The sequence below is a fragment of the Salinisphaera sp. SPP-AMP-43 genome, from assembly GCF_049568105.1.
Classification (GTDB): Bacteria; Pseudomonadota; Gammaproteobacteria; order Nevskiales; family Salinisphaeraceae; genus Salinisphaera.
Map to the genome: position 1 here is coordinate 431,608 of NZ_CP145335.1, position 24,856 is coordinate 456,463.

23 protein-coding genes are annotated in these 24,856 nt (G+C 63.7%); 7 read left to right on the forward strand and 16 right to left on the reverse strand.

All coding sequences use genetic code 11. From position 1 onward, the window contains the following. Positions 1-399: 399 nt before the first annotated feature. The 3 genes from V5738_RS01825 to V5738_RS01835 all read right to left on the reverse strand — a co-directional run bounded on the left by V5738_RS01825 (position 400) and on the right by V5738_RS01835 (position 2,539). Positions 400-546: a DUF3096 domain-containing protein gene (locus V5738_RS01825; protein WP_423822697.1), complete on the reverse strand. Its 147-nt coding sequence runs from the start codon at positions 544-546 to the stop codon at positions 400-402. Positions 547-668: 122 nt separating this feature from the next. Then, the gene (locus V5738_RS01830; RefSeq protein ID WP_423822698.1) at positions 669-1,358 is read right to left on the reverse strand and encodes an FFLEELY motif protein; all 690 of its coding nucleotides are present in this window, start codon (positions 1,356-1,358) and stop codon (positions 669-671) included. Further along, the gene (locus V5738_RS01835) at positions 1,355-2,539 is read right to left on the reverse strand and encodes an SMP-30/gluconolactonase/LRE family protein (protein ID WP_423822699.1); all 1,185 of its coding nucleotides are present in this window, start codon (positions 2,537-2,539) and stop codon (positions 1,355-1,357) included. The genes V5738_RS01830 and V5738_RS01835 overlap by 4 nt, the downstream gene beginning before the upstream one ends. A 76-nt stretch (positions 2,540-2,615) precedes the next feature. On the opposite strand from V5738_RS01835, the gene V5738_RS01840 reads away from it, so the two are divergent. The 6 genes from V5738_RS01840 (at position 2,616) to V5738_RS01865 (ending at position 7,391) form a co-directional block, all read left to right on the forward strand. Continuing rightward, positions 2,616-3,095, forward strand: coding sequence for a DUF4112 domain-containing protein (locus V5738_RS01840; protein ID WP_423822700.1), 480 nt, complete (start codon positions 2,616-2,618; stop codon positions 3,093-3,095). Positions 3,096-3,100: 5 nt separating this feature from the next. Continuing rightward, the gene (locus V5738_RS01845; RefSeq protein WP_423822701.1) at positions 3,101-4,165 is read left to right on the forward strand and encodes a succinylglutamate desuccinylase; all 1,065 of its coding nucleotides are present in this window, start codon (positions 3,101-3,103) and stop codon (positions 4,163-4,165) included. A gap of 67 nt (positions 4,166-4,232) precedes the next feature. Continuing rightward, the gene (locus V5738_RS01850) at positions 4,233-5,003 is read left to right on the forward strand and encodes an ABC transporter ATP-binding protein (protein ID WP_423822702.1); all 771 of its coding nucleotides are present in this window, start codon (positions 4,233-4,235) and stop codon (positions 5,001-5,003) included. A 36-nt stretch (positions 5,004-5,039) separates the two neighbouring features. Continuing rightward, entirely contained in the window at positions 5,040-5,747 is a 708-nt protein-coding gene (locus V5738_RS01855; protein ID WP_423822703.1) for an ABC transporter permease, read from the forward strand. Then, complete coding sequence (locus V5738_RS01860) at positions 5,747-6,472, forward strand: ABC transporter permease (protein ID WP_423822704.1); 726 nt, start codon at positions 5,747-5,749, stop codon at positions 6,470-6,472. The genes V5738_RS01855 and V5738_RS01860 overlap by 1 nt, the downstream gene beginning before the upstream one ends. A gap of 118 nt (positions 6,473-6,590) precedes the next feature. Continuing rightward, entirely contained in the window at positions 6,591-7,391 is an 801-nt protein-coding gene (locus V5738_RS01865) for a transporter substrate-binding domain-containing protein (protein WP_423822705.1), read from the forward strand. Between the two features lie 278 nt (positions 7,392-7,669). Here the strand turns inward: V5738_RS01865 and hglS are convergent, their stop codons facing one another. The 4 genes from hglS to V5738_RS01885 form a co-directional block, all read right to left on the reverse strand. Then, positions 7,670-9,079: a 2-oxoadipate dioxygenase/decarboxylase HglS gene (gene hglS, locus V5738_RS01870; RefSeq protein WP_423822706.1), complete on the reverse strand. Its 1,410-nt coding sequence runs from the start codon at positions 9,077-9,079 to the stop codon at positions 7,670-7,672. Positions 9,080-9,276: 197 nt separating this feature from the next. Further along, entirely contained in the window at positions 9,277-9,960 is a 684-nt protein-coding gene (locus V5738_RS01875; RefSeq protein ID WP_423822707.1) for a DUF799 domain-containing protein, read from the reverse strand. Then, on the reverse strand, positions 9,957-10,334 hold the full coding sequence (locus tag V5738_RS01880; protein WP_423822708.1) for a DUF4810 domain-containing protein: 378 nt from the start codon (positions 10,332-10,334) through the stop codon (positions 9,957-9,959). Before V5738_RS01880 ends, V5738_RS01875 begins: the two co-directional genes overlap by 4 nt. After that, complete coding sequence (locus V5738_RS01885) at positions 10,334-11,032, reverse strand: CsgG/HfaB family protein (protein ID WP_423822709.1); 699 nt, start codon at positions 11,030-11,032, stop codon at positions 10,334-10,336. Before V5738_RS01885 ends, V5738_RS01880 begins: the two co-directional genes overlap by 1 nt. 403 nt (positions 11,033-11,435) lie before the next feature. Between V5738_RS01885 and V5738_RS01890 the strand changes: the two genes are divergently transcribed. Continuing rightward, positions 11,436-13,439 (forward strand): methyl-accepting chemotaxis protein, encoded by a 2,004-nt coding sequence (locus tag V5738_RS01890; protein WP_423822710.1) that lies wholly within the window; start codon positions 11,436-11,438, stop codon positions 13,437-13,439. A gap of 314 nt (positions 13,440-13,753) precedes the next feature. On the opposite strand, the gene V5738_RS01895 is transcribed toward V5738_RS01890, so the two are convergent. The 9 genes from V5738_RS01895 to V5738_RS01935 form a co-directional block, all read right to left on the reverse strand. Beyond that, positions 13,754-14,101, reverse strand: a complete 348-nt coding sequence (locus V5738_RS01895) for a hypothetical protein (RefSeq protein WP_423822711.1) — start codon at positions 14,099-14,101, stop codon at positions 13,754-13,756. Positions 14,102-14,710: 609 nt separating this feature from the next. Then, positions 14,711-15,940, reverse strand: coding sequence for an AGE family epimerase/isomerase (locus V5738_RS01900; protein ID WP_423822712.1), 1,230 nt, complete (start codon positions 15,938-15,940; stop codon positions 14,711-14,713). Between the two features lie 43 nt (positions 15,941-15,983). After that, complete coding sequence (locus tag V5738_RS01905; protein ID WP_423822713.1) at positions 15,984-16,847, reverse strand: SDR family oxidoreductase; 864 nt, start codon at positions 16,845-16,847, stop codon at positions 15,984-15,986. A gap of 105 nt (positions 16,848-16,952) precedes the next feature. Further along, a complete protein-coding gene (locus tag V5738_RS01910) occupies positions 16,953-17,879 on the reverse strand; it encodes a 2-hydroxyacid dehydrogenase (RefSeq protein ID WP_423822714.1) in 927 nt (308 codons plus the stop codon). 514 nt (positions 17,880-18,393) lie between these two features. Beyond that, positions 18,394-20,052 (reverse strand): ABC transporter ATP-binding protein, encoded by a 1,659-nt coding sequence (locus tag V5738_RS01915; RefSeq protein WP_423822715.1) that lies wholly within the window; start codon positions 20,050-20,052, stop codon positions 18,394-18,396. Then, positions 20,045-20,923 carry an ABC transporter permease gene (locus V5738_RS01920; RefSeq protein ID WP_423822716.1) on the reverse strand — a complete coding sequence of 293 codons (879 nt, stop codon included), beginning with the start codon at positions 20,921-20,923 and terminating at the stop codon, positions 20,045-20,047. Before V5738_RS01920 ends, V5738_RS01915 begins: the two co-directional genes overlap by 8 nt. Continuing rightward, a complete protein-coding gene (locus tag V5738_RS01925) occupies positions 20,920-21,876 on the reverse strand; it encodes an ABC transporter permease (protein ID WP_423822717.1) in 957 nt (318 codons plus the stop codon). Before V5738_RS01925 ends, V5738_RS01920 begins: the two co-directional genes overlap by 4 nt. Before the next feature lie 36 nt (positions 21,877-21,912). After that, a complete protein-coding gene (locus tag V5738_RS01930) occupies positions 21,913-23,538 on the reverse strand; it encodes an ABC transporter substrate-binding protein (protein WP_423822718.1) in 1,626 nt (541 codons plus the stop codon). 40 nt (positions 23,539-23,578) lie between these two features. Then, positions 23,579-24,853, reverse strand: coding sequence for an NAD(P)/FAD-dependent oxidoreductase (locus V5738_RS01935; protein WP_423822719.1), 1,275 nt, complete (start codon positions 24,851-24,853; stop codon positions 23,579-23,581). Positions 24,854-24,856: the final 3 nt, after the last annotated feature.

Genomic DNA, 24,856 nt, shown 5'->3' on the forward strand with positions numbered 1-24,856 from the left:
CCGTCGCCGCTTGTTAGTCCCTGTGGGCACTAACTCTCGTGGCGGTGTGTTCCATACACGATAGTCTGACCGCAAGGGTCGGGTCGGATCGTGGGTGGCAGACTGCGAGTCACTGCGCTGCCGGCTCGAGCATGCGGTTTTAAGCCGGCCGGGGCCACTGAGCGCGGTATTATCGCCGAGCGGCGACGTGTGTTCAGGGCATCACGTGCCCGTTGGTACGGGCATTGATCGGCGCGCTATGTTCGGCGTAGGGCGCTTATTGCTGCCGTAACGGTCTGCCGTGCATGAGCGCTCGCGAGTGCGACCATTCTGTCGCCCGCTCGGACCGATTGACCCCGTGGGGCGTTCCAGGCATGAATACGATGCGCCCTATGCCCAGCCCGGGCCTAGGGGCGCGGGCTAGAAATTCACGATGCCCAGCAGTCCGATCACGATCAAATAGCCGGCAACGATGTAGTTGAGAAGCCGCGGCGCCAGCAGGATCGCCACGCCGGCGACCAGCGACAGAATCGGGGTGAGATGGCCGGTACTGATGGTAATCGTCATGGTGGTATTGGTTGGCGTTCGGTGCCCGGGCAGTGTCGGCCAAGCGCGGCATGGGCACAAGCCGGTATCTGGCTCCCGGCAGTCCGGATGCTCCCGGGCTCGGGCGCGGCGGCCGATCGGGGTTAGACGCCTAGATCGGCATTCAGCAAGCGTTCCAGGCGCGCCCGCTGGGCGACGATCACGGCATGGGTGGCGCGTCTTAGATCGTGAGTGGCGCGCATCGCTGCAAAGCCTTCGGCCAGCAGATCGTAGGTCTCGCCGAGCCCCAGGGTGCGGGCTGGGGCTCGGGCGAGTTTGAAGCCCCACCACGCGGCCCGGTTGTCGACGTAGTCGGCCAGCAGCTCGACCAGTTCCTCTAGCCACAAAATCTGCTGGGCGCGTTCGTCGTGGCGGCCGACCCGGCGTAAGGCGCGGACATAGCTGTGCGGGTTGAGGGCTGTACCGTCGGCGAGCAGAACATCGGTCATTTCGATATCCAGCGTCTCCGCGGCCACCTGTAGTTCGATCGCGATCACCAGCGGCCGGTCGCGCTCGACGATCCGCTCGATCGCCCGGGCCATCTTCTCCGGACGGCCGGTCAACTCGGCCCATTCGGCATCGCGGTAAAAGCGTTCGGTGAGAAAGCGCAGCAGCGCTCGTCCGTTATAGTCGTCGGCCCGGTCGGCATGAAACAGCGCCACCCGCTGCGATTGCCAGTCACGCAGTTCGGCGAGCTGGCGATGAAACGCCGGATCGTGACGCGCTGCGATCGTGGCCCGGGCATCGCGTAGGGCCGCCAGTGCTTCGCCCAGGGTGCGCGGTGTCTGTTTCATGGCGTGCTTGGCTGCGGGATACGGCCGATAGCCTGTTCTTCAAGGCTGCCCAGATACAACCATTGGCCAGTCGCGGCTACGCTGGTGACCGGTGCATAAGCGTCAACGCCGTCGGCGATGAGATTGGCGGTCGTATGCCCGTTGCCGTCGACGCGCAGGATATGGCCTTGCCGGGCGGGGTCGGGCTGGGCCCATCGCGGCAGCCGATAGATGATCCGCCGCAGCCACGGGTGCGGGGCCGTGGCATCCAGGATCGGGTTACGCGGTGCGAACAGTGCGATCCAGAAGCCCGGCCCGTTCCGGTCGGTATCGACGCCGTCCGGAAACCCCGGCAGACGATCGATGAACACTTCGGACTGTCCGGCGAGCGGGCCTTTGAGCCAGTAGCGCTGTAGCCGATAGGCCCCGCTTTCGGCGACCAGAATATAGCGATCGTCGGCGGCCAGAGCGACGCCGTTGGCGTACTGCAGCCCATGCATGAGTACCGTCGTCTGGCCGCTGTTTGGATCGTAGCGCAGCAGGCGGCCGTCCCCGTGATGTTCCAGAATCGCGGTCCGGTAATCGGGCCGCCCCCAGCGGCTGGAGGCATCGGTGAAATAAATCTGGCCATCGGCTGCCACCGCCACATCGTTGGTCGAAGCCAGTGCTCGGCCCTCTGCGGCGGTTGCCAGCACGCTCACTTCGCCGTCGCGGTTGATGGCCAGCAGCCCTTGGTCGGCGTCGGCCACATAGAGTGTGCTATGCCCGGTCGTATCGGACGGGGCCGGGGCGGTATTCGTATGCCCGGACCGGGCGGCTGCTGCGTCGGCCGGGCTGGTGCCGACTGGTTTGCGATGGGTCTTCGAGGCCGGTGGCGACGGGCCGAAGGCCAGGCCTAGCGGGCGGCCGTTGGTGGTGGCGAAGACTTGGCCTTCGGGCGCCGGCCGGTTCGGGTCGAAACTGCGTATGGTGCCGTCGGCATAGCCGGCATACAGCCGTCCCTTGGGGCCCACCGCGATGGTTTCGGGCCCGGTGCCGGCGTTGTCGGCCAGCCGTACGAGATGGGCCATGGGCTGGCTGGCCGTGGCCGGAGGTGCGATCGTCGGGGCCTGCCAGCCGACCGGCTCGAAACGCGTCGGCCAAAACAATGCGTAGACGAGAAAACCGACGAGGACAACGCATGCCAGGAGCAATGTCTTCATAGCTGCCGCCCGAGGCTGTTGTTTTTGCGTATACTGCCAACGGTAAGGCTTAACCGCGTATTATCCATAGCGATCAATGCCCGAATACGTTTCCGAGCAACTACAGGCCAAGCGTCGTGCCAGTCTGGCACGGATCCAGAAACTGGCGTTCTGGCTCGATGATGCCTTCCGGGTGCCGGTCATCGGCAAGCGGATCGGCATCGACGGTATCATCGGGATTCTGCCGCTGGCCGGGGATGTCGCCGGGCTGGGCCTGTCTAGTCTACTGATTGCCGAGGCCGCCCGACTGGGGGCCCCAAAACGCGTGCTTGCGCGCATGGGGGGCAACGTCGGCGTCGATTTCGTGGTGGGCTCGATTCCCATCGCCGGGGATTTGTTCGATATGGCCTATAAAGCCAATCGGCGCAATCAGGCGCTGTTACAGCGCTGGCTGGAAGAAGCCACCGACGATGGCAGCTCGCGAAGCAGCAATTGGAGCAGCACAGCCATCGTGCTGGGGCTGGGCAGCGGTGTGTTGATGAGCATTGCACTCGGTCGCGCGGTGTTGGCCGGCTAGGCGGCATGTCGAGCCGCGATGAGGCTGCTGCGCTCGGGCTGAGCGATATTCTCCAGGCGGCCATGGCCGATCGCGCCGAGCCGTTTGAGCCGATCGCCCTGGCCGGCGGTGGCCAAGCCATCGATCGGGGCCCAGGACTCATCGAGCTGGTGCCGGACCGGCCAAGACCGGGGGCGGCAGCCAGCGTGCTCTCGGCCGGTATCCACGGCAACGAAACTGCGCCACTAGAGCTGTTGCTGGGATTGGCCGACGCGCTCGATGCGCGCCGGCTGCAGGTGGGCGCGCCAACGCTGCTGATAATCGGCCACCCGGCCGCGATCGTGGCCGGAACCCGCTACATCGACACTAACCTCAACCGGCTGTTCACGCATGAACCGGCCGCATCCGGCCTCCCAGGGCAGGAATATGCTCGGGCCGAGGCGCTGATGGCGACCGTCGACGCCTTCTGGGGCCAGCATGGGACGCCGGCTTCGGCGGCCGATCAGGCCGCGACGCCCTTGCATTTGGATCTGCACACGGCGATCCGGGCCAGCCGCTATCCGCGTTTTGCGGTCGAGCCGTTCGCGGATCTCGCCACGCCGCAGCCGGTCTGGCGGGCGATCGTCGGCGCGGGCCTGCAGGCGGTACTGTCCCAGCATGCGCCCAGCCCGACGTTTTCCCACTACAGCCGTGCACAGCACGGGGTCGTGGCTTTTACGCTCGAGCTCGGTCGGGTAGCGGCCTTTGGCGACAACGACTTGGCCGCGCTAAGACCGATGGCGGACTGGCTGGCTGCGCGTGTCGAAGGCCGTCCGGCCCACGAGGCCGACCCCAACGGGTTGGCGTTCTTTCGGGTGGCCTCGGAACTGCGCCGAGTCAGCGACGATTTCGAGCTCGGGTTTGCTGAAGATGTGGCGAATTTCACGCCGTTCGCGGTCGGTACGGTGATTGCCCGGGACGGTGAGGCCGGCGAAACAGTAGTCGCCGAGGCACCGGTTTATGTTGTGTTTCCCAATGCCCGGGTCGAACGCGGTGCGCGTGCCGCGTTGCTGGCCAGGCCGGTCGCGGCCCCGGCTTTGACGTCAGCGTGATGTCGTTGTGATCACGCGGCTGCTAGGCTAGCGCGTTTGTTGCACTGCGAGGCAGGCGCTGACGCGCATGGCAGAATCCGCGATTCCTTTGGTCGTACGCGACCTGCACAAGAGCTTCGATAACAATCCGGTACTGGAAGGATTGTCTTTGGAGGCGCATGAAGGCGATGTGATCACGCTGATCGGCGCCTCGGGATCCGGCAAGAGCACGTTCTTGCGCTGCATGAACCTGCTCGAGATTCCCAACGCCGGCGATATCGTGGTGCACGGCGAATCGGTTGCCTTCAAGACCCAGCGCGGCGAGCGCCAGCCGGCTGATTGGAAGCAGGTCGAGCGGATCCGGGCCCGGCTGTCGATGGTCTTTCAGGGGTTTAATCTTTGGGCGCATATGACACTGATCGGCAATGTCATCGAAGCGCCGGTGCATGTGCTCGGCAAGCCGAAGAAAGAAGCTCGCGAGCAGGGCATGGCACTGCTTGAACGAGTGGGGTTGGCCGATCGTGCCGACTATTTCCCAGCCCAGTTGTCTGGCGGCCAGCAGCAGCGCGGCGCGATCGCTCGCGCGCTGGCGATGGATCCGGAGGTGATGCTGTTCGACGAGCCCACCTCGGCGCTCGATCCCGAGTTGGTCGGCGATGTGCTCAAGGTGATGCGCGAACTGGCCGAGGAAGGCCGGACCATGGTGGTGGTGACCCATGAGATGGATTTCGCGCGCGATGTATCGTCGCAGGTCATCTATCTGCATCAGGGACGCGTCGAAGAAGCCGGCCGGCCGGCCGACGTCTTGCAGAACCCGAACTCGGCGCGGCTGCGCCAGTTCCTCGGGCCGCGGTTCTAGCCACGTGTCGATACGCTACCCCACCGGTGCGCCCCAATGATCGATTTCCAGGGCTATGGATGGCGGCTGCTCGACGGTGCGCTGCTGACCGCGGAACTGGCGGTGTTATCGCTGGTACTGGCGCTGGTCATCGGCCTGGCGGTGGCCAGTATCAAGCTGTCGCGTTCGCGCGTGCTGCATGTATTGGCCACGGTTTATACGACAGTCATCCGCGGTGTGCCCGATCTGGTCATGATGATGCTGCTGTTCTATGGCGGCCAGATCGGCATGAATATGCTCATTGACCAGTTCAACCACTGGGTGGGCACCGATATATTCATCAACCTTAATGCCTTCATGGCCGGTGTGATCACCCTTGGGGTGATCTACGGCGCCTATATGTCGGAGACCTTTCGGGGCGCATTTTTAGCAGTGGATTCCGGCCAGATCGAAGCCGCGCGAGCCTACGGCATGAGCGGCTGGCTGACGTTTCGGCGGGTGCGCTTTCCGTTGATGATGCGTCATGCCCTGCCGGGGATTAACAACAACTGGCTGGTGCTGCTCAAGGCCACGGCGCTGGTCTCGATCATCGGGCTGTCCGATATGGTCCGGATCGCTGAGCAGGCCACCAAGGCCACCCACGAGCCGTTTTTGTTCATGGTGCCTGTGGGTCTGGGCTATCTGGCCATTACCAGCGTCTCGGAGATCGTGGTCGCCCGGTTGCGGCGCCGTTTTGATACCGGCTTCAACAGCGGAGGCGCGTGATGGAACAGTGGCTGGCCCATATCGCGCCGTTTCTATCGAACAACGATATCTTCACTCCGGCCACGCTCGCCCAATACTGGGACGGCCTGGTCAATACGGTCCAGCTGGTGTTCATCTCGCTGCTCATCGGCATCGTGTTGGCGGTGCCGTTGGCGATCGGCCGGGCCTCGGGCCGGGTCTGGATTTCCGGGCCGATCTGGCTGTTCACCTATGTATTTCGTGGCACGCCGCTGCTGATTCAGCTGTATCTGGCCTATTACGGCTTTGCCTTCATACCGGGCGTGCAAGAGAGTTGGTTCGCGTTTTTCATCAATAATCCGCTGTATCCGGCGCTGTTGTCGTTCACGCTCAATACCGGGGCCTATACCACCGAGATTTTCTATGGTGCGATCCGGGCCACGCCGATGGGCGAACTCGAAGCTGCGCGGGCCTATGGCATGTCGATGTTCACGGCCTATCGTCGGATCGTGCTGCCCAGTGCCTTCCGGCGTGCATTGCCGGCCTATGGCAACGAAGTGATCTTTATGCTGCACGCCAGTGCGATCGCCAGCGTGGTTACGATCACCGATCTGACCGGTGCGGCCTACTATGTCTATGCCCGTTTTTATTCGCCGTTTCCGGCGTTTATTTTCGTGGCCTGTGTCTACATGGTATTGAGTTTCGCCATTCAGGGCGGCTTCCGGCTGCTGGAAAAACGCATGCTGCGGCATCTCAAACCAAGCTGAGCTCAGTCTTGCACGTTTTGTGCATGTTCATGGGCCGGGGCCCATGCTTCAATCGATCATCGGCGGGCCGCGGAATCGCCGCGTGCTCGCCGGGCCATTCACGAGGATCGTTTTTATTATGAAAAACCTGCTGACCGTATCCGTGCTGGCTGCGACCGTGGCCGCGGGTGGCACGCTGGCCACCACCGCGAGCGCCGCGGACAACAGCGTGCGTATCGCGACCAATGTGCCCTACAAGCCGATGGAGTACACCAAGCCCGACGGCTCGTTGACCGGCTTCGATATCGAACTCGGCAATGCCCTATGCAAACAAGCCGAGCTGCAGTGCAGCTGGGTGCAGCAGTCTTGGAACGGCATCATCCCCGGGCTGATGGCGCGCAAGTACGACGCCATTATGTCGTCGATGACGATCAACGAGGACCGCAAGAAAACGGTGCTGTTCTCCGACCCATACATCGTCGTGCCGTCGGGCTGGTTCGTGCCCGCCGATAGCTCGATCAAGAACCCGGACGCGAACTCCCTCAAGGGCAAAAAGATCGGTGTACAGCGGGGAACGGTCCAGGACAACTACGTGACCGATAAATTCGGCGACAGTGCGACGATCAAGCGCTATGCCAACGCCGACGATGTCGCCGTGGACATGGACGCCGGCCGGCTGGATGCTGCCTTCTTCGATTTCCCGACTGGGCAGAGCACGCTGCTGTCCAAGGGCGACGAATATAAAAACGTCGGCCCGGCGTTGACCCAGCCGAAATCCTATTTCGGTACCGGCTTCGGGATCGCCCTGCGCAAGAACGAAAAGGATCTGGCCGCCAAGTTCAACAAAGCGCTCAAGACGCTCAAGAACAACGGCACCTATGCCAAGATCTACAAAAAATATTTCCACAAGGCACCGGGGCAGGCCAATAGCGCCTCTTGATAAGCCCTTGATGATCATCGGCGTCGGCTGGCCGGCGTGATCATGGCCCAAGGCGCCCCGATCGGGGCGCCTTTTTTATGGCCGACAATCGTGGCATCAGCGTTTGCGGAGTAAACCCCGCCCAGCGCCGTATCCACGGCCTGAACGGCCGGCCTCTTGGCGCTGGCCGGGATCGCGACGGTGGTGGTTTCGCCGGTATGTACAGGCTGGGCGTGTGCGTCGATCTCGGTCGGGTTTCAGGCGGTATGGGCCATACGACAGCATGCAGTGGCTGAGTATCAGGCCGAAGACGGGGTCGCCTGCGCGTCGTTTCCCATCAACTGATCGAGGGCACTGCGCTTGGACTCGGCCTCGAGTTCGGCATACAACGCAAACGGCTCGGCCACCGATCGGCCGAGGGCCGCTTCGAGCGCCTCCTGGCTGGCCGCGGCAGCGCCTTGGCCGGCATCGTCGCTGCCCAGATTCGATTGAAAGATCCCGGCTGCGCTGACCGGCAGGAAGTCTTCATAGACGATCGGGTCGGCCACGATATGGCCGGAGGCGAGTAGGGCCTCAATCGCGCTGGCATCATCGGTGGGGGCATCGGCCGCGATCGATGATTGGCCCACGGCTCGATAACGGAAATAAGCCAGCTCACGGCGGCGCAGGGTTTCTAGATCGTCCGGGAATTCTTCGAAAATACCGGTCAGCGCATCCTGGTAATCGACGCTGGCATCGCCCTTGTAGGTCTGGGCGGCGGCCAGCAGTCGGTCGTAGAGCGCGCGCCCGTCCGGGGTCAGGGCGATACCGCGTTGTTCGATCTCGCCGAAGCGGGCGGTATGACGGCCCTGAGCATCTGTTTCGGTGTCGCCGGTAAAACGGATCGGTTCTTCGAGGGCCTTGAAACTGGTCTGGCGCAGCAGTATCGGCACCTCGCGCCGTGGCGGGCCCTCGATGATCGCCTTGGGCGTGATGCCATAGGCCGGCATGGCGACCTGGGCGGCATCGATATCCAGGGTACGCGGCGTCAGGTGGTTGATATGCGGGCCGCGAAAACAGACTACGTCGGCGATCAGCCGGTGCTCGGCGGCCAGGGCCTGGTAGGTGGCATAGTCGACCGTGGCCTCGTCGTGCCAGCGAAAGGTCTCGATCGCCTCGGCGACGAAGGCGTCGGCTTCGTCCTCGGTCAAGCCGCCCACAGCTTCGAAGCGCTCGATCAGCTCGCGCAGGCGCGGCGTGAAAATATCGCGCTCGGCCAGAATCGCCGCAGCCCGTTCGCGCAACGCCCTATCTTCGATCAGTTCGAGCCGCAACAGCGAGGTGAACAGGCGAAACGGATTGGCGGCCAGGGCTTCGCTGTCGACCGGCCGGAACGCCGTGGAATGTACCGGTACGCCCGCGGCGGCCAAATCGTAATAGCCGACCGGGGCCATGCCCATGACTGCGAACAATCGGGCCAGCATGCCCAGTTCTGCGGCCGTGCCGACCCGGATCGCACCGTGGCGTTCCACGGACAACCGCGCCAGCTCGTTGGCGCCCGCCAAGCGTTGGCGTAGTTCCGGATTCTCGGTCAGCGTCTGTTCGTTGATATCGGCGACCAGCTCGAGCAGCGTGCCGTACTGCGGGACTTCGCGCTGGTACATATCGGACATCGCCGCGGCGAAGCGAGAGCGTAGCGCGCCGGGTGGTACGAAATGAGCTGCGATCATGCTGTTCTCAGAGTGCGGGTCTTATACGCGATAGTCTGACACTCTCGGGCCGGAAATCCGATCGGGTAGAGCCGCGAACAGCAAGTCGTCTCGCTTGGAGAGCAACGAGTCGCAGGCCGTTCACAGACGGGTGATTGCGACCGGCGCGCCGCAGCAGCCTCTTTTGCAAGGCTGCTGCGGCCGGGATGCCGTTAAAATTAACGGCTGGTAGTGGCCGAGACCCGCCTGGCGTCGGTTGCGCTTTTAGGATTGTATGGGCCATAGGGCAACCCTTGGTTCGGGTTGCCGATCATCTGAGTATTGGCTTGCCCGGACACCTGGCGAGTGTAGTCATGGGTCGAACCGGCGACTTGTTGCACGAGAGCAACGACGGCCTCGGCGAGCAGACTGCCCGAGCCGTTGTTTGAGCTTTGTACAAGCCGAGTATGGCCTTTCCAGATTGTTGCGCCGCTATCGACGTCGACCAAGTGGCTGGTCAGTTCGACCGTCGCATCCGAGGAAATAACGTGATATTTCTGGCCCCAATCGTTGATGGTCGTATACAGCACGGCGTCCGGGCCGAACGCCTGATCAAGTTTGGCCAGTGGCACCTGCTGCATCTCTGCCGGCTCGGCGACGCCGTTGTCTTTCATGAACGAATCGACAACCGCGACCGGGAAGACGTAATAACCATGTTCGGCCAATGGCACACTGATCGTCGATAGATAGATATAGGGTGCGTTGACGTCCACGCTTTGGTTGATGGGCGGCAAGACCAGAATCGATTGCGGTGGATGCGATTGATAGGCCGAATAGTCATACGGTTTGGTGGTCGCGCAGCCGGCCAAGAGCGCAAGCGCCGCTAGAAGGCTCGCCAGGATCGAGTAGCGAATCACTCTCATGGCTGGCCCTCCTGCATGGTCGCCAACAGCCGGCCCATAAAATGCTCGGATTCCGGATAGAGCCTGCGCTCGGCGGCGAACTGTTCTGCGGCCATACCGGGTTTGCCGTCCATATAGGCCATATAGCCCAGCTGGGCATGCAGCCCGGGCGCGACTTTCTGATCGCTGGCTTGGGCTTTTTCTATGTCCTGGGTTAATCGGTCGACCTGCTCGGCAGGTGTGGCCTCGCCGGGTTTGACATACATCTTGTACAGGAGCGTTTGGTAATCACCCCAGCTATACAGGGGCTTGGGCTGATGGGCGCAGCCGCTCCCGAATGCAACCCAGGCCGCGAGACCGAGCAGCGCGAGAATTCGTGAGTTATCGACCGGCATCAGCTGTGCCCCTCTTTGGAGGGCGACCATTGGCCGTTTTCCATCGCCGTGGTCAATTTCTCAACGGCCTGCCGGATGGCGAGGTTGAGCACCTTGCCGTTGAGCGTAGCGTCATAGCCAGAGGCGCTGCCAAAGCCAATGACCTGCCGATCGCTGAGCGCGTATTCACCAGCACCTTGTACGGAATAGATCACCTCGGAAGTGACCACGTCGACCACGTTCAAATTGACCTTGGCGTAGGCAGCCTGCTTTTTACCCGAGCCCAGTATGCCGTAGAGCTGAGTATCGCCCGTGGTCTTGCGTCCGAAATCGGTTACGTCGCCGGTAATGGCAACTTGTGCCCCATGTAGCGCCTGAGATATCCCGCGCAGCTTGGCTTCGCGTGCGATCTCCGACATGTTGTTGCGATCCACGACCTTGAAACGACGGGTCTGTTGCAGATCGGTCTCGAGAATCGTCTGGGCCTGGTTGCCCAGCCGATCGCCGCCGTCGCTGAACAGGCCGCGGCCATAGTTCGAGCGATTGTCGAAGTTGCTGACGACTACGGTATAGCGCTCGCCTGTATAGGGTCGACTGGCTTGGCTAACGGTTTCCGGTTCGATGACGCGGTGCGATTCCGTTGCACATCCCGTGATCGCGAGCACGAGCAGTCCCGACAGCGCGACCGGTGTCGCGCTGGATTTTATCCAACGAATCATGATGTCCCCCAATCAAATGCTGCGACGATCGAGCGTTTTGCGTGACTCGATCAGTCGCGTTTTTCAGTTCCCCGTAGTGCGCAAGCGCGCCCGGTCGGCCGCTGCGCCGGCGAATTAATAGCGTGTTTCGATGCGATCGGCAAGGCCTCGGAAGGGCGTCCTGTATGGCCAATAGCCTATCCGATCAGGCTTTAGGAGATGCTTCGATCACAGTCTAGACCGCAGACACGAGCCGTTTGGAGATAAGGCAGAGGGCGCTCGCCGGGATGAGCGTGCGATGTGATATCGGCTGGTCTTAGGGCGCCAGGCTATCGCTGCTCGGCCATACCTTGGCCATCTCAATATTTTCCGGTCCTGGCCGATGAACGTTCCAACGCGTTTTATTTTGAGTTGGCGATACGGCATGGCTTTAGCAGAGCGTTTTTCTCTGGATTCGATTTCCCGGCGTATGACGCTCGGCGTATTGGTGTTGATGCTGCTGGTCGGGGCAGCGATCTATGGCGTGATGGCCTGGCGCGGTGAGCCGCTGGCGACTCGGGCCAGTCAGCAGCTGGCCGACCAGACCGGTCAATCGCTGGTCAATGCCCTGGATGCGCGGCTGGCGCGTATCGCGGGTACGACCAGCAGTATGGCGGGGCTGGCCGCGTCGATGCCGCCAGCGCCGGCGCTGTTCAAGCAGGTGATGCCGGATGTGATCGACCAGGGCGGGCAGACGATGATCGCCGGCGGCGGGATCTGGCCGGAGCCGGGCGCCTTTACGCCCGGGGTGACCAAGCGCAGTTTCTTCTGGACCCGTGGCGATGACGGCGCGCTGGCGTTTTCCGATGCCTACAACCAGCCGGATGCCAGTGCTTACCAAAACGACGACTGGTATAGCGCGGCACGCGGTAAGCCGCCCGGCCAATGTGTCTGGTCGCCGGCCTATCGCGATCCGACCAGCGGCGTGGCCATGGTCACCTGCAGCGTACCTTATTACCGCGAAGACAATTTCGCCGGCGTGGCGACCATCGACCTCAAGCTCGACGGCATGGCTGATTTTCTGGCAGCCAACGGCGGGGCAACGGGCGGCTATGCCTTTGCATTAGACGGCAACGGCCAGATTATCGATTTTCCCGGTTTGAATGCAGGCGGCAGTGATATGACGGGCCTGGCATCGCTGACCCAGACCCATGCCTGGTTGGCGCCGGTGGTACAGGCAATGAGCGAGGCCGGCGGCCCACAACGCGTGGCTGTGGATACCGCCGGTGAGCTGAACGAGCCGGCTTCGGTTCGCTGGTTCCATATGCCGGGGCCGGGCTGGACGCTGGGGCTGGTGACGCCCCAGGCGCAGATCACTGCGCTGTCGAGCCACCTGACCGGTACGCTGTTGCTATATATCTTGCCGTTGTTGGCGCTGGCGCTCGGCTTTGCTTGGTGGAGTGGGCGCCGTCTGGTGGCCCGGATCAACGATACGACTCGCCGTATCGAGAACCTGGGCGAAAGCGAAGGCATGGCCAAGCTCGATATCCATCGCCGCGACGAGATCGGTGCCCTGGGGCAGGCCGTCAACCGCTATACCGACAAGCTCAAGGCCTTGTTCGACAACGTGCGGGCATCCTCGGCCACGGTCGCCGAGCAGGCCAACCAGCTCTCGGCCGGCAATCTCGAACTGTCGAGCCGCACCGAAGAGCAGGCAGCGTCGCTGGAGCAAACGTCGGCGACCATGGAAGAGTTGGCCTCGACGGTCAAAAGCAATGCCGATAACGCCCGCGAGGCCGATGAGCGGATGCGTGAATCATCGAACGCGATCAACGAAGGCAGCGGCCATGTGGCCCAGCTGGTGACCTCGATGAACAAAATCGAGGACAGCTCGTCGCGGATCACGTCGATCGTCGATGTGATCGAAGACATCGCCTTCCAGACCAATCTATTGGCGCTGAATGCTTCGGTCGAGGCGGCCCGGGCGGGCGAACATGGCCGCGGGTTCGCCGTGGTGGCGGCCGAAGTGCGCAAGCTCGCCTCGCGCAGTGCTTCGTCGGCCAGTGAAATCAGCCAGCTCATCGAACAGGCCTCCAGCGAGATCCGTACCGGCGGCGGCTATGCCGAAAGCGCCGAGCGGGCAATGAGCGGAATCGTGGCCTCGGTCGACGAGATCGCACGCCGGGTTCGCGAGATCAGCGAGGCCTCCCAAGAGCAGGCCAACGGCATCGAGGAGGTCAATCGGGCGGTGTCGCAGATGGACGAGGTCACCCAGCAAAATGCGTCGTTCGTTACCGAGGGCTCCAAGGATATCGACACGCTGGCGGTCCAGGCCCAGCGGCTGGCCCGGCTGGTCGACGATTTTCAGCAGGCCGCATCGACCGCCGCCAAGCCGCGTTCAGCCGACACGGTCGAGATGCCGATCGAACCGGCATTGAGCCCGGCTTAAAACCGGGCTCGGGGCACATCGCTGGTCGTCTGGTTGAAAACGATCGGTGATGTGCCGGATACGGCTGGGGTTAGGTCGTGCCTAGGCTACGACCTTGGCCATTCAGCGTTGCAGAATCGTCTGTCCAGCGCGCGCCGAGGACGTTGCAACGACTCGTCTGGCGCGAGCACGATCGGCTTAAGAAAACGGTTCAACCCTGTGAAGGCCTGAGGCATTGCGCATGTGATTAGAGCCAGCAAGTAGGGCCAGTTGGCGAACGGCAGCGCATAACGTGAACACGTTGCTCGTGCTGCCACGCTGGGTATCGCCCCGGGTTAGCGCGAGGAATTCGACAGTAGATCGGTCAGCCAGCGCCCCAGCATAGTCTGGGTGGCCAGATGCGCGACGTAGGCACCGAGTGCGCCGCGCTGGGCCGCTTGGGTGGCGGCTGCGCGAACGACCGCGACGAGGGTCGCGATCGAGGCAAGCACGAGCACGCTGGCCTGGATCCAGAGTGAAGACGTCGGCAGCACCAGATACAGCGCGATCAGGGTGCCCAGCCATGGCACCAAGAACATGGATCGACGCACCATATCGCTGGCGATGAGCACATGGCCGGCCCAGGACGGAATACGCTGGCCGCCGTGGTTGTGCTTCGAATCGTTGGAATCGTGTTCAGACATGGCTTGAGCAGCTTGATGTCGCATGGGCAGCATGCCTGCGTCGGTGCCGCCCATACTGAATATCTATCCTGTTCAGACTATGCGGCCTTGGTCGGCCTCTCGCAAGCCATTCCAGCCCACTTGGGTGCCGATATGGGGCTGGGCGCGTCAACGGCCCCGGTATGGATCGGGCGCGGGGCCTTGGCGTGGCCCGTGGGGCCGGGCCAAGGTCGTTGTATGGTCGATGATAAACCCGGTTTGATCATGCCGCCGATGACCTGGCATATCCTGCCTATGTCGTGGGCCGAGATGCGAGCCGCTTCGATCGCCATCGAGGTCTGATGCCGCACGGCCAGCCCTGCTGCGCAGGCGCCATGGCTTTCGGCGCGATTCGGCGCATGCCGCGTCGCATCGGCCGTCTTGCCGGCCGCGCCCGGCGCGGGCTATTGCCGCCTGGGCGTCGGGCGGGGCTTGTTGCAGCGCGGTCGCGATCGATCAGCGTGTGGCCTCGCTATACAGACGTAGCCCTTCAGCCCGCCAGCAATACAGGCGCGAGGGCCGGTCGGCCTCGCCCAAAGCGCGCTCAGCTACAGGACCGTGTTCGATAATCGCCGGCGTCGGAGAAGACGATCAGAGTCGTTCTACGGCGACTGGCAGAGTCGGGGCAAGTGGCAGTCGCGGCAGCAGCGTGGCCTGGTAGGCGTGATACAGATCGGCCTTGAGGTGGCCTTCGTGGGCCTCCGGGCCGAGTTGGCCGTCGAGTTCCTGAAACCAGCTGCCGCGTTCGTCGTCGATATAGACCTCGCGGATGAAATCCCAGAGATGGCGATACCAGATCTCGAAGCGGGCCTCGCCGGTTCGCTGGGCCAGCGCCGCTGCGGCCGCGCTGGCCTCGGCATGTGGCCAGTGGCGGCGCCGATCCGAGGCGGTATGGCCGTGCCAGTCGACGGTATAGACCAGCCCAGGGCGGCCATCGGCTTCCCAGCCTTCGTCCATGGCGGTATCGAACAGGGCAATCGCGTCGTCGAGCAGCCAGGCCGGCGCCTCGTCGCCAGCCGAGTGTAGGCCGGCTTCTAGATGCAGCAGCAGGCGGGCCCATTCACAGCCGTGCCCGGGGGTGACGCCGTAGGGTTTGAATCCGTCGTGCGGCGCATCGGCGTTGTAGTCGGCTAAAATCTGCCAGGCACTGTCGAAATGTTCGACCACGCGGTAGCCGTTGTCCCGGGCATGGCGATGGATCAGCCGTTCGGCGATCGCCAGGGCACGCCGGCGCCAGCCGTTGTCGTCCAGCACATCGGCCAGCTCCAGACACAGCTCGGTGGCGTGCATATTGGCGTTGGCGCCCCGATAGTCGGCCGGTTCGCCCCAGTGCCGGTCGAACGATTCCACGTAGGCCTGTTCGTCGGCGGCCCAGAAGCGGGTTTCCAACACCTCGAGTGCGTCTTCTAGAAGCATGCTGGCGCCATAGATATCGGCTTGCAGCGCGCTGGCGGCACCGAGGGCGACGAAGACATGGATATAGCACTGCTTGCTGTCGTCGAAGCCGTCATGCGGTGCGGTTGCGAACCAGCCGCCGTGTTCGTCGTCATGCAGCAGGCTGCGCAGCCCTTCGATGCCGTGTTCGGCCAGCAATGCCGCGCCGGGTACGCCTTGGATCGCAGCCAGGGCATAGGCATGGGTCATGCGTGCGGTGATCAGTGTATCGGCGACCGGCGAAGCGAGCCGGCCGTTGACGTCGAGCGGGCCGAAACCGCCGTCGGGCAGCCGCGCAGCACGATAGAACTCGAGCAGGTCCAGGCCTTCCGCGGCCAACCAGTGGCGATGGGTGGCGCGGTCGGTCCAGCGTGCGGTAGCGGCCATGGTCGGCTCCGTGTCGGTATCGTTGCCGCGCAGTATGGCCCGCTTAGCCGTTGACGACCATGCCGCCGTTGGGATGAATCGTCTGGCCGCTGATGAACGACGAATCCAGGCTGGCCAGGAAGACGAACACCGGGCCGAGTTCGCTCGGCTGGCCGGGCCGGCCCATCGGCGTGTCTTCGCCGAAACCTTCCAGCCACGCAGGATCGTGGGCACCGAGGGTGGCCGGCTGCAGCGGCGTCCAGACCGGGCCCGGGGCGACGGCGTTGACCCGAATGCCGCGGCCGACGATCTGGTTCGACAGGCTGCGGGTGAACGATACGATCGCGCCCTTGGTCGCGCTGTAGTCGACCAGAAAGTCCGGGCCAATATAGGCGTTGACCGAGGCATTGTTGATGATCGTGTCGCCGGCGCCGAGATGGGGCAGGGCGGCCTTGGCCAGATAGAACTGGCTATGGATATTGGTTTCGAAGGTATCGCGCCACTGGGCATCCGGCAGCTCGGCCAGATCTTCTTGCACCCACTGGGTGCCAGCATTGTTGACCAGACAGTTTAGTCCGCCGAGCGTGTCGACCGTCTCGGCCACGCAGGCCCGGCAGAAGTCGGCATCCGACAGATCGCCTTCGATCAGATGGCAGCGCCGGCCCTCGGCCTCGACCAGACGCCGGGTGTGTTGCGCATCGGCGGTTTCGCTGAGATAGACGATCGCCACGTCGGCGCCTTCGCGGGCGAAATGGATCGCTACCGAGCGGCCGATGCCGGAGTCGCCGCCGGTGATCAGTGCGATCTTGTCTTCCAGCTTGCCAGCGCCGCGATAGCCATCGCGAATCATCTTGGCGGCCGGCACTAGATCGGCTTCGCTGCCCGGCAGGGTTTGGGATTGGGCGTGAATCCGGGGGTATTGCGACATGGACCGCTCCTTAAGGCAGCCGCCTTTTGGACGGCGTATATGTCAATCATCCTTTTCGGTGAGACGGTACGGCGTCGCGATTCGCGGGCCAATGAGTATCACTACCTAATAACCGCGCTCGCGATCGATGAGGCCGTGCATCGGCTGGCTATGTTCGTAGCGTCGAATATTGTCGAGGATGGCCTGAAACGCAGTATCGGCCTGGGTGGCACTGGCGATATGCGGGGTCAGCCACAGCTGCGGATGGGCCCAAAGCGGATCGGTGTCGGGCAGCGGCTCCGGGTCGACCACGTCCACGATCGCCGCCTTGAGACGATGATCGTCCAGCGCGGCCAATAGATCCGGGCCGACCAACTGTGCGCCGCGGCCAACGTGCACCAGCCCGGCCTGTTCCGGCAGCTGCCGGAACAGGGCCGTGTTCAGAATGCCCCGGGTCTGTTCGGTCAGCGGCAGCAGGCAGACCAGGATATCCGTGCTCGCCAGAAACTCGGCCAGTTCGTCGGCCCCGCGATAGACCTTCACGCCGGCCAGCGAGCGTGGCGAACGTGTCCAGGCCTGGCAGGCAAAGCCGAGTTGTTGGAGCTGGGCGAGTGCGGCCTGGCCCAGTTCACCGAGCCCCATGATGCCGACTCGGGTGGTGCCAGCGGGCTGTTGTGGGCGCGGCTGCCAGCGGTGTTCGCGCTGTTGCGCGAGATAGGCCGGCAGATCGCGCTGCAGGGCGAGCACGCCGCAGGTGACGTATTCCACCATGCCCTGGGTTAGGCCGGGGTCGATCATACGTACGACCGGCAACTCGCCTGGTAGCGCATCGAGGGCCAGCTGATCGACGCCGGCGCCCACCGAGAACAGCACCTTTAGGTTCGGAAAATGAGCATAGACATCGGCTGGTGGCTGCCAGGCGATCAGATAATGGATGTCCGGGGCTGGGGTTTCGAGCGGCCACAGATAAAACGTGCGCTCGGGGGCCTGTTCGGCACATAGCGCCTGCCAGCGCCGGCCGCGGGAGGCTTCGGATTTATAGGCGATATGCATGGGCGAGATCTCGCGGCGGTGGGGCGGACATGACAGGACATGTCTGCCGAGCGATGGGTGCGATATTCAACGTCGTACAGGGATCGATAGCGCTGTCGCCTGTGAGCGGCCTTGACGATCCGAACGTGCCTGCCTGCGATTATCATCTGCCTCGCTCGAGGGCACCGCCGGTACGTGGTCGGGGTTCCTGATCACGGCCGCACTGCGCTGACGCTCGCAGGGCACGACATGTTGTTGTCTTGGGACCCGTTGAAGGGTCGTGAGAGCGCCGCGTTGGCCGCCCTCTATTGTGCCCTGCGAATCGCCGCATCGTGGTTCTGATACGGCCCAGACTCGGAACGCAGCAGGCGCGATGGGCGGCCCAAACCGGCTGGACAGGGGCCCATCAATTAACAACATGACGGCAAGCCCGCGTTGCCGCACATTTGTACAGAGGTGACTGCACCGCGCGCGCGATGCCCGCGGTGCGGCATAACAGTGCTTTGTGCGGACTCGCACGAAACCTCAACACGCCCTAAGCCGGCATGTTTTGCTCGTCCAGCCAGTCGGTGCGCAGCTGTGGGATCGAGTTGATGAGCTGGCGGGTATAGGCGTGCTGTGGTGCATCGATCATAGCGCCACAGGGGCCGTATTCGACCGGCACGCCGCGGCGTAGCACCATCAGATCGTCGCAGACCCGGCGAACGGTCGAGATATCGTGGCTAATGAACAGGTAGGCGACCCCGAGCTCGCGCCGCAGCTCGTTGAGTAAATTGAGAATGGCCTCGCCGACCACGGTATCCAGTGCCGAGGTGACCTCGTCGCAGATGATCAAGCTGGGCTCGGCGGCCAACGCCCGAGCCAGATTGACGCGTTGTTTCTGGCCGCCGGAGAGTGCCCCCGGCCGCGACGACAAGACCCGGCTCGGCAGCCGTACCAGATCCAGCAGTTCGCGTACCCGAGCTTCGCGTTGGGCGCGTGAATAATCGAAGTAGCGCTGTAGGGGCCGGCTCAGAATCCGCTGCACGCTATGCGCGCCGTTGAGCGCATTATCGGCGCTCTGGAATACCATTTGGATATCGCGAAACTGATGCCGGTTGCGTTGGGCCAGGGCAAAAGGCAGTTCGCGGCGTTGAAAGGACACGCCGCCGTGATGGGCTGGCACCAGGCCGGCGATGGCATGTGCGAGCGTGGATTTGCCGGAGCCGGATTCGCCGATCACGCCGAGCGCGCCGCCGGTATCGATCCGCAGGGACAAATCGTCGAGCACAGCGTGCTCGGGGCGCCCGTTGCGATCGGTACGACCGTAGCCGACGCATAGATTGTCGACGCGTAGCAGTTCGTCGCCCTCCGCAGGCAGTGTATCGCGCTCGATAGTCGCCGGGCGGGCGGCTTGCAACAGGCGCTGGGTATAGCTATCGACCGGCGCTTCGATGATGCGTTGTGTCGGCGCCAGCTCGCGGGCCCGACCGGCGTTGAGTACCAGCACCTGGTCGGCCACTTGGGCCACGACCGCCAGATCGTGGGAGACATACACCGCGGTGGCGCCGCGTTCGCGGACCACTCGCTTGAAGGTCTGCAGAACTTCGATTTGGGTGGTTACATCCAGCGCAGTGGTCGGCTCGTCGAGAATGATCAGCGCGGGATCGCTGATCAGCGCCATCGCGGCCATGGCCCGCTGCAGCTGGCCGCCCGAGACTTCGTGCGGGTAGCGCTCGCCGATCGTCTCGGGCTCCGGCAGGGCCAGTTCGGCAAACAGGGCGCGGGCCTTGTCGCGGGCGTCGCGACGCGACAGCAGCCCGTGTACGACCACGCCTTCGATGACCTGCGCCATGAGGGTTTTGGCCGGATTGAAAGCGGCGGTCGCGCTCTGTGCGATATAGACGATGCGATCACCGCGCAGGCGTTGCAGGGCGCTGGGGGTGGCATCGAGGATCGAGGTCTCGCCGAGGGTGATGTTCCCGCCCGCGATCCGGCAGCCGCGTCGGGCATGGCCCATCAACGACAGCGCGATGGTGCTCTTGCCAGAGCCGGTTTCGCCGATCAGTGCAAGCACCTCGCCGGCGGCCAGTGAAAAAGACACATCCTCGACGATCGGAATTTCCGGAGCGCTCGGCTCCGGCCGTGCTTTGACGCACAGCCCGGCGACCGACAGCGGCTCGCCGAAGTGAGTACGGGTCGTTGGATCAGCCATCACGTCTGCTCGAGATTGCATCGATAAGAAGATTGGCACCGACGGTCAGCGTGCCGATGCCGATCGCCGGGGCAATCACTGCCAGCGCGCCTTGGTTCAGCCCGCTGATGTTCTCGCGCACCATTGAGCCGAGATCGGCCATCGGCGGCTGGATGCCCAGCCCCAGAAAGCTCATGGCACTGAGCAGCAGCACGATGAACACGAACCGCATGCCCATGTCCGTGAGCACCGGGCCGAAGATATTCGGCAACAGCTCGACGATCGCGATATGCAGCCGGCCTTCGCCGCGGCAACGGGCAATCGCTACATACTCCATCGCGGCCTGGTTCATCGCCAGACTGCGAGCGATGCGATAGGCCCCGGGCGCATAAGTCGCCACCGCGGCCACGATCAGCAGTGGAATCGACGAGCCGAACACCGCCACGATCAGCAGCGCCATCATCTTGCTGGGGATCGAGATCAGTGCATCCATGATCTGGCTGATGCCGGTATCGACGAGGCGCGGTACCAGCGCAGCGATCAGGCCGAAGGCGGCGCCGATTGCCGAGGACAGCACCGCGGCCGCCAGGGCCATGGCGACCGTGTAGCGGGTGGCGATCAACATGCGGCTCAAGACATCGCGGCCGAGGTGGTCGCTACCCAGCCAGAGTGCTTCGCTGGGGCCGGCGAACACCTGGCTGGACACCATGTCGCCCATGCCGTGTGGCGCCAGCCAGGTGCCGAAGATCGCGATGAAAATCCAGAAGCCGAATAGCCCAAGCCCGACCCAGAGCTTGGCCGGGGCGCTCGCCAGACGCGCCAGGCGCGATGAACCGGACGGGGCGGCCGCCGGCTCGCGGGGGTCGCTAGAACAAACATCAGATGCGCTCATCGGGTCCTCAGCTTCGGGTTGGCCAGCAAAGCCGCCAGTTCGGCCAGCAGAATCAGTAGCAGATAGAACGCACAGAACAGCATCGCGCAGGCCTGGACCAGGGGCAGGTCCTGATTGGACACGGCATCGACCATCAGGCTGGCCAGCCCTGGATAGTTGAAGATCGTTTCCACGATCACGATGCCGCCGATCAGATAGGCCAGGCTTAGGGCGATCGCGTTGGCGATCGGGCCGACGGCGTTGGGCAGGGCATGCACCAGCACGCAGCGCACCGGGCCCACGCCCTTGAGCCGGGCCATTTCGATATAGGGGCTGTCGAGTTCGTTGATCAGGGCGATACGCGTCATGCGCGCCATCTGGGCGATCAGCACCGTACACAGGGTGGCCACCGGCATGGCATAGACACGGAAGAAATCGCCGATGCCGTGGATATTGGAAATATACGATAGCGCCGGCAGCCAGCCGAGCTGGACCGCGAAAAACAGGATCAGCAGGATCGCGATCAGAAAATCCGGCACCGCGACCATGGCCAGGGTAACGACGTTGAGCGCGCCATCGGCCAGCCGCCCGCGGTACATGGCCGAGATCATGCCGATGCCTAGCGCCAGCGGCACCGAGACTAGCGTGGTTACGCCGGCCAGCAACAGCGAGGCCGGCAGCCGCTGGGCGATCAGGGTCGCAACCGGCATGTCGTTGCTCGCCGAGACACCGAAGTCGCCGGTCACCAGCCCACCCAGCCATTGCAGATAGCGCAGCGGTGCCGGTTGATCGAGCCCGAGCTTGGCGCGCAGGGCAGCAACCTGGTCTGGGGTAGCGAACTGGCCGAGTACCAGCTTGGCGGTATCGCCGGGCAGTAACGCCGTGATCGCGAAGATGATCAACGAGACCAGAAACAGCGTCACCAGCGCCGAGCCGAGCTGCCGCCCGATCAGACGAAGCGCGGGGCTATGCATCGCTCAGCCGCTCCTCGTTGTGGCGCGCGGGCTCGCTCATCCTTTCCACCACACGCGTTCGGCAAAGCGATGGCCCAGCATGGCGCCGAGCGGGATCTGGTCGTCCATGCCGCCGAGTTTATTGCTATAGCCGGTCAGATCGGTGATGAACAGCGGGATGCCGATGCCACTGGATTCGTGGATCAGCTGCTGCATATCGGCATACATCTGCCGGCGTTTAGCCTGGTCCGGTTCCTGGCGTGCGGCGACCACTAACTGGTCGAACTTCGGATCGTGCCACTGCGACTCGTTCCACGGCGCACTGGACGTGAAGAACTGGCTGAACAGGATGTTGGCAGTCGGCCGCGGGTTGATGTTGCCGAAAGTCACCGGCTGCTTGGCCCAGTTATTCGACCAGTAGCCCTCGGCGGGCGCGCGCTTGATCTGCAGATCAAGCCCGGCCTGGGCCGCGCCTTGTTGCAGCAGGGTGGCCATCGAAACCGAGCCATTGGCGGCCTCCGAAGCGATCACCTGCAGTTTGGCGCCCGCCACGCCGGCTTTCTTGAACAGGGCCTTGGCCCGGTCCGGGTCGTATTGGCGCTGGGGCAGGCCATCGAAATAGTAAGGATTGGTCGGCGGCAGCGGCTGGTCGTTGGCGATCTCCGCATAGCCGGTATAGATGATGTTTTTCATCCGCTCTCGGTCGAGCAGATATTTCATGCCTTCGACGAAGGCCGGCCGCGCCCCTGGTTGTAGATCCGTGCGCATGATTAGGTCGGTATAGTTGCCCGAATTGATCGCTGCCAGATTGGTGTTCGGCGCGCCCTTGATGCGCTCGGCGGCATGCGGATCGACGTCGTTGATCATCTGCGCGTCGCCCGACATCAGGGCGTTGATGCGCGACGACTTGTCGCCGATACCGACCATTTCGATGGCATCCAGATAGGGTTTGCCGGACTTCCAGTAGTCGGGGTTGCGGTGGGCCATAGAGCGCACCCCCGGCTTGAACTCGGCACATTGGTATGGCCCGGTGCCGATGCCCTCGGAGAAGTCGGTGGTGCCGGCCGGCACGATCAACATATGTGAAATCGCCGTGATCGATGGAAAATCCACGTTCGGCGTGGTCAGGCTTACCGTAACCTCGTGATCGCCCGAGGCAGTCACGTTGTCGATCTGGTCGACCAGCGGCTTAATCTTGGAGCTGGTTTCCGGTTTTTTCTGGCGCATGATCGAGAACACTACGTCCTCGGGGGCCAGCGTCTTGCCGTTGTGGAATTTCACGCCGCGACGCAGCTTGAATACCCAGGTTTTGCCCCCGTCCGGGCTGTCGAAGGACTCGGCCAGGGCCGGCTGCGGCTCGAGATGGGCGTCGTATTCGGTCAGGCCGTTGTAGAACATGAAATCGCGACAGTAATCGATCGCGGTTGCGCCCTTGGCCGGATCCAGGGTGTCCTTGGTCGAGCTCGACGACACGGCCACCCGAATTTGGCCACCGTGCTTCGGCGTGTTGTCGGCGGCTCGTGCTCTTGGGCCGAGCAACAGACCGGAGCCGCCGGCCGCGAAGAAGCCGGCTGCGGCCAGGGTTTTGAGGGCTTCGCGGCGGCTGGTGCCGCCGGTCAGCGTTTTTTTCAGGCTATCTTCGGTCATGCCGCTCGCGGCGGGGTTCGATGGGTCGTCGGTCATGTCGTTGCCCTCATTCACTACTCAAAACGTGATACCGGCTTCAGCGAAGACGGTCCTTGATGCGATACCAGGCGCCGACCGCGGGTAAAAACCACGGTGTGCCGAAATGCCCGGGAATCGCCGGCCAGCTCAGATGCGCCCAGGGGTTGCGGCTGTTGCCAGTCGCGATGCGCTCGGCGAGCACGCCGCCCATATGCACCGACATCTGAACGCCGTGGCCGCTGTAGCCCATGGCGTAGTGCAGGCCGCGATCCTCACCCGCTCGCGGTAGGCGGTCCTGGGTCATATCGACCAGCCCGCCCCAGCAATAATCGATAGCGGTATCCGCCAGATCTGGAAACGTCTCGCACAGGCCACGCCGGAGAATGGCACCGGCTTTCTGGTCGGCTGTTGCCCCACTCATGGAAAACCGCGCCCGGCCGCCGAACAGTAGCCGGTCGTCAGGGGTGGCCCGGAAATAGTTGCCGATGATGCGGCTGGTGACGTAGTTGCGCCGCCTGGGCAGCAGCCGGTCGAGGGTGGCCCCCGCCAGCGGCTCCGTGACCACGATGAAACTGCCGACCGGGACGATACGGCGCCGGAACCAGCCAAGCGGCCCGGTCCGGGAGGCCCCGGTGGCAAGTACTACCTGGTCGGCCTGGGCGCGACCGTTGGCGGTCTGAAGCGCGAAGCCATGGGCGTTACGCTGCAGTCCGGTCAGCGCGGTATGTTCGTGAATCGCCGCACCGTGGCGGGCGGCGGCCTCGGCCAGGCCGACGCCGAAGCGCCCGACATGCAGCTGGGCAGCGTCCGGCATCAGCAGCCCGCCGTGGAAAGCCTCGGCGCCGATCTCGTGACGAATCTGTTGAGCATCGAGTAGTTCGGTTCCGGCTTCGAACTCGCGGTTCATCAGCGTATGCGCCCGGGCCAGTCCGTCGTAATGCTCGGGTTTGGCCGCCAGCTTGAGTTTTCCGCAGCGGCGAAAGTCGCAGTCGATGCCGTGGTCGGCGACCAGTGTCTCGACCTCGGTGACGGCTGCGGCATAGGCGTGATGGAAACAGGCGGCTGTGTCGCGGCCATGCGCTTCGATGACCGCCGCATAGTCGTGGGCCATGCCGGTATTGCACTGGCCGCCGTTGCGTCCCGAGGCTTCACCGACCACGGTGCCCGCGTCGAGCACTAGTACCGAGGCACCACTGCGCGCTAAGCGCAGTGCGCTCGACAGCCCGGTCAGGCCGGCACCGACGACGGCGACGTCGTAGCGTCCGGCGACCGGGCCCTCCGCGCCGCGGGTCAAGCGCGGCGCGGTATCCAGCCAGTAGGGGGTAGTGGGCATCGC